The organism is Lacticaseibacillus baoqingensis, assembly GCF_003946165.1.
GTDB lineage: Bacteria > Bacillota > Bacilli > Lactobacillales > Lactobacillaceae > Lacticaseibacillus > Lacticaseibacillus baoqingensis.
This window is the reverse complement of sequence record NZ_RHOI01000018.1, coordinates 37,689-51,903: the sequence shown is the minus strand read 5'-3', so window position 1 is coordinate 51,903 and position 14,215 is coordinate 37,689. Positions and strand designations below refer to the sequence as shown.

The 14,215-nt window shown below is 53.3% G+C and carries 8 protein-coding genes; 3 read left to right on the top strand and 5 right to left on the bottom strand.

Annotated features, from left to right (window positions below; genetic code table 11):
• From EKM91_RS08540 to hisS, 3 genes are all read right to left on the bottom strand, one after another.
• On the bottom strand, positions 1 to 5,228 hold a 5,228-nt coding region (locus EKM91_RS08540; protein WP_191987992.1), incomplete at its 3' end, for a mucin-binding protein.
• Positions 5,229 to 5,399: 171 nt separating this feature from the next.
• Positions 5,400 to 7,199, bottom strand: coding sequence for an aspartate--tRNA ligase (gene aspS / locus EKM91_RS08535; RefSeq protein WP_125752731.1), 1,800 nt, complete (start codon positions 7,197 to 7,199; stop codon positions 5,400 to 5,402).
• A gap of 1 nt (position 7,200) precedes the next feature.
• Entirely contained in the window at positions 7,201 to 8,481 is a 1,281-nt protein-coding gene (gene hisS, locus EKM91_RS08530) for a histidine--tRNA ligase (protein WP_125752728.1), read from the bottom strand.
• Positions 8,482 to 8,858: 377 nt separating this feature from the next.
• On the opposite strand from hisS, the gene EKM91_RS08525 reads away from it, so the two are divergent.
• From EKM91_RS08525 to EKM91_RS13870, 3 genes are all read left to right on the top strand, one after another.
• A complete protein-coding gene (locus EKM91_RS08525) occupies positions 8,859 to 10,178 on the top strand; it encodes an N-acetylmuramoyl-L-alanine amidase family protein (RefSeq protein WP_125752725.1) in 1,320 nt (439 codons plus the stop codon).
• An 84-nt stretch (positions 10,179 to 10,262) separates the two neighbouring features.
• Entirely contained in the window at positions 10,263 to 10,481 is a 219-nt protein-coding gene (locus EKM91_RS13875) for a hypothetical protein (RefSeq protein ID WP_164508513.1), read from the top strand.
• Positions 10,482 to 10,599: 118 nt separating this feature from the next.
• Positions 10,600 to 12,477, top strand: coding sequence for a TPM domain-containing protein (locus tag EKM91_RS13870; RefSeq protein WP_164508512.1), 1,878 nt, complete (start codon positions 10,600 to 10,602; stop codon positions 12,475 to 12,477).
• Between the two features lie 62 nt (positions 12,478 to 12,539).
• Here the strand turns inward: EKM91_RS13870 and pyrE are convergent, their stop codons facing one another.
• Entirely contained in the window at positions 12,540 to 13,175 is a 636-nt protein-coding gene (pyrE, locus tag EKM91_RS08515) for an orotate phosphoribosyltransferase (RefSeq protein ID WP_125752722.1), read from the bottom strand.
• On the bottom strand, positions 13,168 to 13,890 hold the full coding sequence (gene pyrF / locus EKM91_RS08510) for an orotidine-5'-phosphate decarboxylase (protein ID WP_125752719.1): 723 nt from the start codon (positions 13,888 to 13,890) through the stop codon (positions 13,168 to 13,170). The genes pyrE and pyrF overlap by 8 nt, the downstream gene beginning before the upstream one ends.
• Positions 13,891 to 14,215: the final 325 nt, after the last annotated feature.

The window sequence follows — 14,215 nt, the reverse complement described above, 5'->3', positions numbered from 1 at the left end:
TTTTCTGGGCCGAACGTCTTATCGCCAGTGACTGGGTCAGTTACTTCAGTGAAGTTAGCCTGATCAGTGTAATCTGGGGCAAGCGTGTTGCCTTCTTGATCAACGTAATGCACGGTCTTGGAAACAGTGTCAAGTGCTTGCTTCGGCGCATTCTTGTCATAAACGACTGTCACTTCGACATCGTTGTCGCCGAACTTGACAGTTTGATCCGTTGTGGCCTCGGCTGGATTTTCAACGACATGATAACCCTGAATGTTCGGGTTAGCCTGATGAGTTAACTCAGCATTTTCTGGGCCGAACGTCTTATCGCCAGTGACTGGGTCAGTTACTTCAGTGAAGTTAGCCTGATCAGTGTAATCTGGGGCAAGCGTGTTGCCTTCTTGATCAACGTAATGCACGGTCTTGGAAACAGTGTCAAGTGCTTGCTTCGGCGCATTCTTGTCATAAACGACTGTCACTTCGACATCGTTGTCGCCGAACTTGACAGTTTGATCCGTTGTGGCCTCGGCTGGATTTTCAACGACATGGTACCCATGAATGGTCGGGTTAGCCTGATGAGTTAACTTGTCGTTTTCTGGGCCATACGTCTTATCGCCAGTGACTGGGTCAGTTACTTCAGTGAAGTTAGCCTGATCGGTGTAGTCAGGGGCAAGCGTGTTGCCTTCTTGATCAACGTAATGCACGGTCTTGGTGACTGTATCCAGCGCTTGCTGCGGTGCGTTCTTGTCATAAACGACCGTGACTTCGATATCCTTATCGCCGAACTTGACGGTTTGATCTGTTGTCGCTTCGGCTGGGTTTTCAACGACATGGTAGCCATGAATGGTCGGGTTAGCCTGATGAGTTAACTCAGCGTTTTCTGGGCCATACGTCTTATCGCCAGTGACTGGATCAGTCACTTCAGTGAAGTTAGCCCGATCGGTGTAGTCTGGGGCCAGCGTGTTGCCGTCTTGATCGACATAATGCACGGTCTTGGTGACTGTATCCAGTGCTTGCTTTGGTGCATCCTTTTCGTAGATGACTGTGATGACAATGTCTTTGTCACCGAACTTGACGGTTTGATCCGTTGTGGCCTCAGCTGGGTCGGCCACGACATGATAACCCTGAATGGTTGGATTATCTTGATGCCCTAACTTATCACTTTCCGGGGTGTCGGTCTTGATCGTATTATCGATTGCGTCCGTTGATTCAGTAAAGCTGGCCTGATCCGTGAAGTCAGGGGCAAGCGTGTGCCCATCTTGATCAACGTAATGCACTGTCTTGTTCACTGTATCATGGGTGATGATCGGATCATCCTTGGTGTAGATGACAGTCACATCAATATCATCGCTGGCAAACGTGACTGGCGAATCAGCAGTGGCCTCAGTAGGGATCGTTGTGGCTTTATAACCCGCTTTTTGCGGAAGTTCTTGGAAACCAAGCTTTGCGTCAGCGGGAGTATCTGTCGTCGTATTGGTTGCCGGATCATAAGTTTCAGTGATCTCGATCGAAGCTGTATAGTCGTCTGCGATCTTCGTGCCATTTTCAGTTTCGTAGTGGATGGTCTTGGTGATGGTTTTTTTCGTGGTCGTGATGACGTTTTTAACCAGTTCGTAGACGATCACATCCCCGTCAAAATAGTACTGAGAGACTTTGCCATTTTCTGCAACGTCGTTTGCCAAGTCGCCGTAATCTGCAGTGGAATTTTGCACGGTGACGTCTTTAAGCACGTAATCCGCTGGTACCAGCGCTTGATCTGCGGTGGTCAGCCCGCTTAACTCGGTTGGATAATTGAGTTTGTCTTTGCCGTCATTCAAAGCAGCGTTTTGCTTGTTCAGATCAGGCAAATCAATATTGTGTTCAACGCCTTCATCGTCGGTATAATGCAGTTTTGCAGTGACTTTGGAGACACTGTCAAAGGTGATCTTCGTGGTTTTAGCTTCATTGAATGGCGTGCTGTTCATGTAAGTCAGCGTATCCAGATACCCAACATGTCCACCTTGCGCGGCGAAGTCTTTGGCGGTCCCGGTCAAGGTGATCCGGCCGGTAGCATCCCCTGCGACAACGCTGCCAAAATAAACGTATACGGCGCGGATTTGCGACCAATCGGTAATTTGATCTGCGGGTACAAATTGATCAAGCACTGGCGCAGACTCATCACTTGCTTGCGGTGTATAGGCGCTAGTGGAATACAAGACAGTCGCATTGATCGCTGCCCCGCTGCCATTACTGGTAGCAGGGACGTGAATCGGCCCGGTCAGTTCATATGTGAAGGTCGAGCCTTGGGCATCCCCTGCTGTTGGCAAATTCAAAACCGCGGCCGAGTCTGTGGTTGGTGTTTTGGTCGTATTTAAAATGTTGTAGGTAAAAAGCAGTTTATGATCTGCGTCGTGTGCCTCTGCGTTCGCTTCTGTAATTGGCTCTTGGTTTTCATTCCCTTGTGCTAAGCTGACGCTGGTTTGCGCACTGGCTAAGTCCACTGTCCAAGTGGTAGGGCTTTGGCCCATTTGCACGGCATTCGCATCGCCATCAGTCAAGGACAAAAGCGTCTCAGGATCGAGGTTAGGCAAGGTTGCTTGGGTCTCTTTTTTGGGTTCTGTGACCTTGACCGTTTGGTTCAATGGCGTGGTCGGGCTGGTGATATAAAAATCTGCATAGGAATCGCTGATTGTAGTATCCGGAGTATTGATCAAGTCGATTTTGTAGCTTTCTGGGCCCATCGTGTTCAAAGTGTTGACATACTCGCCGGTGCCAGTGTAATCGTATTTGACCCCTGTGCGGCCATCGGCGGTCGTATAGGTCGTGATCTTAGGCGCAACTGTATCTGATGCAGGATGATTGATTGTTTTGATCGAGGCATTGGCCGGGATCACGAAGTACAAGATGGGTTCGTAAATGTAATCAGTCGTTTGATTACTGTTACCAGCCATTTGCAAGCTGACATAACCGGTGCCACCAAGATTCTGATTATCTTGATGTTTATATCCCAAAGCGGTTGCAATCGCAGCGGTGACCGTTTCTTGAGCTGGTTTTTCCGTAAAGCTGCCATCACTGTTTTCATAGCGATAGTCGAACTTCAACACATCCCCATCCTTGACGTCAGCTCCGCCATCGTATTTGGCGGCTAAGTGGCCAATGACCGAAAAGTCGCGGGTATTGTCTTCATCGCGAGTGGTGAAGGCACCAGCATCAAGCACATCCGGTTGCAAGTCCGCTGTGCGGATCGCACTGGTCCCTTGACGCGTAATCGTTTCGCCTGGGGCGACGGTGCCGGTTTGAGTGGTGCCATCAGCCATGGTCAAGGTATACGTGTAACTGGTCGTTGATGGCATATACGTGTTGCGGTTATTACCGGCATTAGGGACCTTGATCCCAGTGGCATCTACCCCGTCTGGGATCGTGATGATGAAGTGACTGCCAGCGATCGGCGCCACAGCATTGACAGAAAATGTCATGCTGCTAAGGCTGGCGGGATCATTGTCGGTATTCGTATCTAATGTCAGCTTATCAGGAGCCGAACCGCTATTGCCGAAGGTGTTGAGCGTGGCAGTGGCGACTGCATTGCCGGTGTCGGTGTGTGCAATGACATCATGCCACTTGTCCGTGCCGGTAAAAGTCAATACCTTCCCATCATCCATGGTTTGTTGATACACTGCGGGACCAGCAGCTTCCACAGGCGTGTCGGCGCTTGGATCAGCCATGTCATACTCACCGACTAACCAATACGGTAATGGCACTCCCGAGCCGTTATATGCTACTGCTGCGTTGGCCGGCACTGTGATCACGACATCGCCGCCTTGCCCGCCTGGTTGGGTGATCGTGGTGCCATTGTTCAAGCCGTTATATGCGGCAGTTGCCGTTTCATCGAGGACAAAATCAGTTGGCGCAGGGATCGTGATGGTGGCGCCATCGCGGTTAATGATCTGGGTGACACTGCCACCGGTTTTATCATCAAATAAACCTGTGGATAAGCCTAGGTCAAATTGATACACCACTGGTGTGTTCGCGGCGACTGCAGGCATTGCGGTCCCATCTGGATGCAGCCGCGCGGGTGCTTGCGGATCGGCAGTTGGATTAATGGTTTGGGTCAGCGTCAAAGGCGTTTGTTGCACGCCGTTGACCGTCCAAGTGACTTGCTTGGTGGTGGTGCCGATATCGGCATTCGTGATAACGGCATCTCGATTGATGTTGTCACGCATCTTCAAGCGCAGCTCTTGGGTGATCTGCGAGTTGCTGGTGATATTAATGTTGTAGGTCGTCGTGCCATCAGCGTTATCGGTTTTCTCGCCAGTACCCGTGCCAGCGGGGAAATCTTGTGCGCTATTCCAGCCGATGACCGTCTTATCGGTTGGCAAAGTGATCGAGATCTTATCGCCGACATTGACATTCATCCCCAGCGTGACGATAAGCATCTTCGTACCGGTTTGATAACCAACCTGATTGGTCGATAAGGTCACTTTCACTTTATTGGTGGGATCTGTTTCTGACAAGGCATCGTTGGCAGCAGTGCTTTGGCTGGAGTCAGCGGGTGCTTGAGTGGCATCGACTGCAGTTTTATATTGCACTGCAGGCGCTTTTTCCGGAGTGACTGAATCAGCAGCTGCCGGTTGGCTGTCAGGCGCAGCGGCAGTTGGCGTTGCTTTAGGCGTTGTTGGTGCGGTAGTAGCCGGTGTCGTTTGGGCGGCAACAGTGGCTTTGGCCGCAGGTTGTGCGGTGGTATTCGTTGTGGCCGCCGCAGCAGGCGCTGCTGCTGGTGCTGCTTGCACGGTGACTTGGCCGGCGACGACACTGGCTGCGGTGATGTTTTGGGTGGGATTGGCCGCTTTAAGTGCCGCCAACCCTGCTGGCGACAAGGTCACCGTATAGGTACCCGCCTTGCTGGTATCGACTTGGCTAAAATCAAAATCAGCCAGATCCCAAGTTGGCGCAGTTTCCCCAGCTGTCATGGTCACGGCAGGCACGGCAAAATCAGCGCCGGCATTGATCGTTTGCGGCGCGATCGTCGCCACGGTGCTTGGCGTTGGGACCATGGTCTTGGCTTCAGTCGTCGGCGTGTTGGTCACTGTGGCCGCTTCATCATCGGTTGCGGTCGCCGCTTGAGTCAGTTGCGGACGTTGGGTCAGCATCAGACCAGAGAACAAAATGGTCAATCCGGCAATCGTCCATTGGCTGCCAGACTTGTACAGCTTAAAATGCTTCTTAGTTTCATAAGTATCACGAATCAGCTTCTTACGCGCTTTTGTCCACATATCACTCACTCCTATTGCTCATATTACGTCCATGCTAACACCAGACAAGACAGCATTTGACGCACGATTCATAAAATTCTTAATAAAAATATGGACTCAGTTAGACAAAAAGCGGTGGTAACTAGGTTACCACCGCTTTAATTCTAGAAATTATTACCTATTAATTTGAGTTTATGCTTCTGGATCGTTGTCGTGCTCATGTTCTGGATCCACGCCGGCGCGCACTTCAATGCCTAAATCAACTAACTGTTGATCTGCCACTGGATACGGCGCTTGGGTCATGGGTTCTGAGGCTTTAGAGTTCTTCGGGAAAGCGATGACGTCGCGAATGTTGTCGCGGCCGGTCAAAAGCATCGCAAATCGATCCAACCCGATGGCCAAGCCGCCATGAGGTGGGAAGCCGAAGTCCAAGGCATCTAATAAGAAGCCAAAGGCCTTTTGGGCGCGTTCAGGCGTGAAGCCGAGGGCGTGGAGCATTTTTTCTTGGATCTCGCGGGTGTGGATACGAATCGACCCGCCACCCAGCTCATACCCATTTAAGACAATATCATAGCTTTGGGCATGCGCAGCGTGCGGATCCGTGTCTAAGAGCGGCACATCTTCTTCATTGGGCATGGTGAAGGGATGATGCGCTGGGACCCAGCGCTGGATGCCTTCATCATATTCAAACAACGGCCAGTTGACGACCCAACAAAAGGCAAAGCGGCTTTCGTCGATCAAGCCTAACTCATGGCCAAAATGCGTCCGCAAATAGCCGAGGCTGGCGGCAACGACACTGGGTTGATCCGCCACAAAGACGATCAGATCCCCTGCATTGGCCCCTAAAGCTTGGATCAAAGCGCCCCCATCGCCAAAGAACTTGCTGATGGGCCCTGTGATCCCGTCATCAGTGACCTTCAACCAAGCCAAGCCTTTGGCACCAAAGCGCTTGATGTAGTCTTGTTGGGCGTCGATTTTTTTGCGCGAATAAGCCGCTGCCGCCCCTGGTGCGACTAAGGCGCGGACTTGACCGCCATTGGCGATGGCATTGGCGAAGACTTTGAACTCAGAATCCTTGACTAAGTCTGAAACGTCTTGGATCGGCATGTCAAAGCGCAAGTCTGGCTTATCAGACCCATACCGGTCCATTGCGTCTTGCCACTGGATGCGTGGGAACGGCAATTGCACGTCAATGCCTTGGACGTCTTTCATTACCTTGGCGATCAAGCCTTCGGTCAGATCTTGGATCTCTTCAGCGGTCAAAAAGCTGGTTTCTAAGTCGATCTGGGTGAATTCTGGTTGCCGGTCGCCGCGCAGATCTTCATCGCGGAAGCACTTGGCCAGCTGATAGTAGCGATCAAACCCCGCCCCCATCAACAGCTGCTTGAACAGTTGCGGCGATTGCGGCAAGGCGTAAAAACTCCCTGGGTAGACCCGTGACGGGACCAAGTAATCGCGGGCCCCTTCCGGCGTTGACGCGGTCAGCGTCGGGGTTTCGATATCGATGAAGCCATTAGCATCAAAATATTGATGTGCGGCGGTCATGATCTTGGCGCGCTTGATGATCGCTTGTTGCATTTCTGGCCGGCGCAAGTCCAAATAACGGTATTTGAGCTTGGTTTCTTCACTGGCGGAAATGTCATCGCTGATCTCAAACGGCGGGGTCTTGGCTTTGTTTAAAATCGTGATCGCATGGACTTCGACTTCGACTTTGCCGGTTTTCATCTTGTTGTTGATCGCCTCACCAGCGCGTGCGCGCACCAGTCCGGTGGCTTCGATCACGAATTCACTGCGCAGCCCTTCGGCAACGGTTAACGCTTGAGCATCGATCGCTTGAGAAAAGACCAGCTGGACGATCCCAGCCCGATCGCGCAAATCAATAAAAACCAGATTCCCCAAATCGCGGCGCTTTTGCACCCAGCCTTTGAGCGTGACGGTTTCACCTAAATGTGCTTCGGTCACGTCGCCTGCATAATATGTCCGCTTTGCCATGCTAATCCTCCACTGTTTCTTGGTATAATGTTGCAAATTTGGTTTGCACCACGGCTTGTTCGACGGTGCTTTGTTCCCCAGTTGCCATGTCTTTGACTTCCACAGTCCCATCTGCCAGTTCGCTATCGCCTAAGGTCAATACTAAGCGCGCATTGACTTTGTTGGCGGTTTTGAATTGGGCTTTGGGCTTGCGGCCTAAGTAATCCATGTCCACCGCAAAGCCTTGGGCGCGGATCGCTTGGGCAAGCTCTAATGCCTTAGCAGTGGCGGCTTCACCGATCGCGACGATATAAGCCGGCAAGCTGGCCGCTTGTTGTTTGCCTTGCATCAACAGCATCAAGCGTTCGACGCCCATGGCAAAGCCTACGCCTGGCGTTTCTGGACCGCCAAGTTCTTCCACTAAGCCGTTATAACGCCCGCCGCCTAAGATGGTGGTATAGCCGCCGCCAAACACCGGGTCGGCTGACATGATCTCAAAGATCGTATGGTTATAGTAGTCTAAACCGCGCACCATGTCTGCGTCGACTTCGTAATCGATGCCTAGTTTGGTCAATAAGTCGCGCACCCCATCAAAATGTGCTTGCGCCGTTGGGGTGAGATAATCTAAGATCTTTGGCGCATTGGCGACGATTTCTTGATCGTGTTTGTCTTTAGAGTCTAAGACCCGCAGCGGGTTTTTGGTCAAGCGCACTTGAGAATCATGGGAAAGTTCTGCTTGAAAGGGCGTCAAAAAGTCGACCAGCGCTTGATGATAAGCAGCTCGGCTTTCTGGATCGCCTAAAGTATTGATGGCAAACTTCAGCTTGGTGGCGCCAAAGGCTTCCAGCAAGTCTTTGGCCAAAGCGATCACTTCCGCATCTAAGACCGGGCTGGTCGCCCCAAAGGCTTCCACGCCGATTTGGTGAAATTCGCGCTGGCGGCCGGATTGCGGCCGTTCATAGCGAAACATCGGCCCGGCATACCAGACTTTATAAGGCTTTTGGTGTTCTGGGCCGTAAAGTTTGTTTTCGACATACGCCCGAACCACGCCGGCAGTCCCTTCTGGGCGCAAGGCCATCATACGGCCGCCTTTGTCTTCGAAGGTATACATTTCTTTGGTGACGATGTCGCTGGTATCACCAGCTGAGCGGGAGAAGACTTCAACATTTTCAAATAATGGCGTGCGGATCTCTTGATATCGATAAGTGGTCAAAACCCGCCGCGCGATCGCTTCAACTTGTTGCCATAGCTCACTTTGGCCAGGCAGGATATCAGCTGTACCTTTTGGTCGTTGGTAACTCATGAATTTCCTCTTCTTTCTTCATCCGCAAAAAAAAGACACCCTTCGACTGAACGAAGGGTGCGAACACGGTACCACCTTGTGATTTTACTCAGCCATAACGGTGGCGACCGGAGTGTCTCTGCCTCAGAAGTGTCTTTTCGATCGTTCCCGGCTTGCACCAATCCCGGGTCGCTAATAGGTGATCTATCCTGCTTCTTCATAGACAACGGATGTGTATAGGTAAAGTTTAAGGGAGGCTTGAACGTTTGTCAACCGCGGTGCTTGGGTTCAGGCAAAAGCCGGGCAAAAAAGCTAAATTTTCGGTGCATTTAGGCCAAAGCGCCACAGCAGCAAGCATAATTTGCTATAATGAAAACAAATATTAAGGATTGATGCGCATGCGAAAAATAAAACAACTCCGCCGCTGGCCCTTGATCCTCGCCTTCAGCTTATTGATCGGGATGTCTGCTGCCACCACGGTAGTATTGGCTAACAATCAAACCCTGACGGTGACGTCAAGTGTCTTGAATGTGCGGTTAGGTCCTGGCTTGTCTTATGAGACGATGGGTCAAGTCCAAAAAGGCACTAGTTTGACCATTTTACAGAAACAAAATTCTTGGTATCAGGTCCGCTTGGCCAACAATCGCGTCGGCTGGGTCGCCAGCTGGTTAGTCCACCAAGACGAAGCCACCACCAATGCCGCCAAGGTGGCGCGCTTGAAAACCAACGCCAACGTCCGCCAATACGCGACTAATACCGCCAAGCAGCTGGGCACCTTGTCGGCTGGGACTGCCGTGAATGTCTTATACCAACAACACGGCTGGAGCCAGATCGCCTATAACAACACGGCGGCTTGGGTGGCCTCTAATCTCTTGGAAACCACCGGTACCACGACCAATGTGAGCGTGGCCCAAACCACCATTGCCACCGCCAAAACGGCGACTCCGACCTTGCAAGCGACGACCATGATCGCAGCCAACATCCGCTCGGCTGCCGGCTTGAACGCGCCAGTGGTGACGCGCGTGGCCAAAGCGGCGAAGCTGACGGTGTTGAATCAAAGCGGCGACTGGTACCATGTGCGCACCGCCGATAATCGTACCGGGTATATTGCCAGCTGGATCTTAACCATGCCTGGCACCACCGCGAACAAAACCGCCACCAAGTTATCCGAAGCCACGATCGTCTTAGATCCTGGCCATGGCGGCACCGACACCGGGGCTTTGTCGACCTCTGGCAAATATGAAAAAACCTACACCTTGCAGCTGGCCCAAGCCGTTGGTGCGAAATTGCAAGCCGCCGGTGCTAATGTGATCTATACCCGCTCTAATGATACCTTTGTTGATTTGGCGCCGCGGCCAGTGGTGGCGGCTAAAGTGCATGCTGATGCGTTTATTTCGTTCCATTTTGACTCCACTGCCAATGCCAACACCGCCAGCGGCTTTACCACCTACTATTACAATGGCACCAAGGACAAAGCGTTGGCGGCTTATGTGAACAAGGCGTTAGGAAGCAACTTGACGCTGACTGATCGCGGCGTCGCGTTTGGTAACTATGAAGTTTTGCGGGACAATGACCAGCCAAGTATCTTGATGGAAATGGGCTATATCAATTCCGATAAAGACTTCCGTTTGATCAGCTCAGCCGCTTATCACCAACAAGTCGCTTCCGATATCGTCGCCGGCTTGAATAATTACTTCCAAAGCGGCCATCACCAATAACATGACTACTTGTATTTTGTTAGTAAAACTTGTATGGTAGAGGTGTGGCAATGAGCGCAATGCTGCTTGCCACACCTCACCTCCTTGGGTCGTGACCCAGGAAGAAATAATATCGAAAAGCCGCCAGGATATGGCGGCTTTTTCCGTGGCGCAAGTTTTTTTCGCGCCATTGCCTGTCACCACACCAAGGATAAAAAAAGTCGCCGGATCAAGGCGGCTTTTTTGGGGTTTGAGCCTCTAAAATATGCCCGCAAAACGGTGGTAAAGGTTGGTCATGCGCATCTAAAGCGCAAAATCAGGTAAATCAGTTCGTCCAACTTGCCCCTATCAAGAAAATGCGCGGCCAAAACAGGCGGCTGGAATATGGTACAATGGCCTATATTTTGGGCATCGGCAAGGCTGATGCCGTTTGGAGGGCTTCATGATGACTTCCCCTACTCCAGCCAACCCTTGGCTGCTGAGCGCAAGGCGCCGGCGATGGTATCAATGGGCTGGTTTTGTATTACGGCATATTTTCTGGTGGTTAGCGCTGATCGTCATTTTGGCTGGCGGTGCTTGGTGGGCAGCGGCACAAGCGGCAGTCGATTCTGGCAGTGCCCGAGTCAAGATCGATCGCCAAAACATATTCGTTTCTGATAATGCCCACTTGCTGCGTGCAGACACCAAGACGCTGATCAAACAAACGAACCTGACTTTAGCCAAGCGCGCCGATCACCCGCAGCTTTTGGTGGTGACCGTAAACAGCTTGCCGGCTGGCGAGTCGATCGAACGCTTCACCAATGACTTGGCCAATCAGCTCGGCGTTGGCGACCAAGCCCATGATTCAGGGGTCGTCTACTTACTGGCCAAGCGCCAGCGGCAAGCGCGGCTGGAAGTCGGCTATGGGATGGAAGCCACGATCCCAGACGCGATGACCGATCAGATCACCGATGATCAAGTCAAAAACGCCTACCGCAGCGGCGATTATGACGCCGGCATTCGGTTAGTCACCACTCGCATCGCGCATCTGATCGAAACCGGCGATGTCGGCCAAACATCGCTGCGCCGCTCCCCGACGACCGTACAAAGCGCCGGTTTGCGCGCCCAGTCATGGTTGTTGACCACGACTGTAGGCCAAATAGTGGTGATCGTTATCGTTGTGTTGCTGTTATATGGCTGCTATCGTCTGATGTGTTGGGGCCGTAAGCTGCGCGGGCGGATCGCCGTTGATCAATTGTGGCGCCATTTTGGCCAAGACTTGCAGCAAGTTGATCCTAAGCTCACTGCGGAAGCGGCATTGGCTGAAGTGCCTGATCCAGCCGTCAAAGCGGCGATTTCGACCATGCAAGCCCAGCAGCAAGCCAGCGGCATGCGGCGGCCGGATTATGCCGATATGGCCTTTGCTTTTGGCACGACCACGCCAGAAACCGTGCTGGCCAACAGCGTCGGCGTGCAGGCCGGTTTTCGCATCACGTCGATGTATCGCGAGCATTGGGCGCAATGGTTTGCCCCGCATGAGCTGGGGATGAATTTGCTGAGCCGGCCCAAAGCGGACCTGGCGCCAAAAGAGGTCGGCGCGATCGCCCCTAACCTGCTTTCAGCGGGGCAAAAAATTGGCATTCAGATCCTCGGCTGGCTGCTTAGACAATTGCTGTGGGTGATCATTGCCGGCTGGCTGTTGTGGCAGCTCGCGCACACGCCTAGTTTCGGCATCACGTTCATTAGCCGTTTGGTCAGCGTCGTGAGTCAATGGACTGCGGCGGCCGAGTCGGTGTTGGCCTGGTTCAACGGGCCTTATGCGCTGTTGGTGATTGCCGGGACGATCTTGGGATTATTAGTGCTTTGGTGGGTAGTCAACAGCTGGTACAGTATCGGAGCACTGTTGCGCCAGCGCGTCCGCTTAGATGCAATGATGCGCCATTTTCTTCATGATCTGCGCGCAATCGATGCGCACTTGGCTGGTGATGACTTGGCTTTGGCGCGTCAGCTTGATGCCCAAGCGCCGAACGCATCGCTGAGCCAAGCCAAAGCGGCACTCAAAGCCAAGCACCAGCAAGACCATGGCAATAAACATCCCCGCCCGGATTACATGGACATGGCGTTTGCCTTTGGCAGTGTCACCAACGCGGCGTTTTTGATCAGCAGCTTAGATCCCAAGAGCCTGGCAAAAACCTCGATGGTCCTAGCGCATCGTGATGACTGGTATCCACCGCATGACAATGGCAGCGGCGGCGGTACTAGCGGCGGCGGTTCCAGCAGTGGCGGCGGCAGCTTTGGCGGCGGCGGTTTCGGCGGTGGCGGCGGCACCTCCAGCTGGTAATGTCTGCTGGCACAAAATAAGCCTTGGCACCAACCTTCATGGTTGGCGCCAAGGCTTTTTGATTACGCTTGCTGCCAGTGCTCAGGGTCTTTGCGCCAAGCATGCAATAAGGCGAGTTCTGCTGAGGTGATCTGGCCTTTGGCTTCTGCCGACGTGATCAGCGCCGTGTAGTTCGTCAAGGTCGCAAATGGGATCTGCGCTTGGGCGAAGTTGGCGGTGACGGCCGGTAATTGATAGCTGAAGATCGCCGCGACGCCGATGACGTCCATGCCTTCTTTTTGCGCGGCTTGGGCCGCTTGTAACACTGACCCGCCGGTGCTTAACAAGTCATCGATCAAAACCAGCTTGGCCCCTTCGACTAACCGCCCTTCGATCTGGCGGCCTTGACCGTGGTCTTTGGGCTTGCTGCGGACATAGGCCATTGGCAAGTGCAGCCGATCGGCGACTAACGCGGCATGCGGGATCCCTGCGGTGGCGACGCCGGCAATGGCTTCGACAGCAGGAAACTGGGTCTTGATCAACTCAGTCAAGCCGGATGCGATGCGGTCGCGCACTTCTGGGTAGCTGATGGTGATGCGATTATCGGTATAAATGGGCGAATGGATGCCGCTGGCCCAAGTGAACGGGTCATGCGGCCGTAACGTCACCGCCCCGATCGTCAACAAGTCTTGAGCGATTTGGGATTCAATTTCAGTCATTTTGTGCAGTACTCCATTCTGTATTGATAGCGGCATAAGCGGCTAATGGATCCGCCGCTTGAGTGATCGGGCGGCCGACGACGATGCCAGAAGCCCCGCGGCGTTTGGCCTCAGCTGGGGTCACCACGCGGACTTGATCGCCGACTGCCGCTCCTTTTGGCCGGATACCGGGGGTGATCACCAAAAAGTCCGGCCGCGTCACTGCGCGGATATCCAAGACTTCTTGCGCGCTAGCCACCACCCCGTCTGCCCCGGCGGCTTGGGCGACAGCGGCCAAATGCTGCACGGACGCACGCACTGTACCAGGGATCTGCAGCTGGTTGTGCAGCATTGCCGTGCTCGTTGAGGTCAGCTGCGTGATCGCCAGCAGCCGCGGCGGCAAAACGCCGGCAGCTTCAGCCCCAGCCAACAAGCCGCGCTTAGCCGCCGTCAGCATCGCACTGCCCCCGGCAGCATGCGCCGTGGTCAAAGTCACGCCTAAGCGGCCGAGTTGATAGGCGGCTTTTTCAACGGTATGCGGGATATCATGCAGTTTTAAGTCTAAAAAGAGATTCAATGGCCGCAATGCTTGCAGTTGTTTGATGATCTGCGGACCTTCGGCGTAAAACAGCTCCATCCCTACTTTGACAAACAACGGCGTGGTTTTCGGGAAGCGGTCCACAAACGCCACGGCTTCTGCACCAGTGGCAAAATCTAAGGCAATGATCGGTTCCATGACGGTCCTTTCTATAAAACCAGAGCGGAGCAAGCCGGTTTTAAGGGTGTGGATAAGGCAGCGTGACGCGTTATGGCGCAGCCATAGCGTGGCGCGATGACTTATCCGCCACCCTGTTGGCTTGCGCAGCTCGAGGAGAACCAGAGCGGAGCAAGCCGTACTTAGGGGTGTAGATAAGGGAGCCTGGCACAGTACGGCGCAGCCGTGCGGTGTCGGGATTCCTTATCTGCGACCCCGTTGGCTTGCGCAGCTCGAGGAGAACCAAAGCGGAGCAAGCCGTACGATGTTTTGCTTTAGGTTCTCGTCGAGCTGCACACTGCATGGG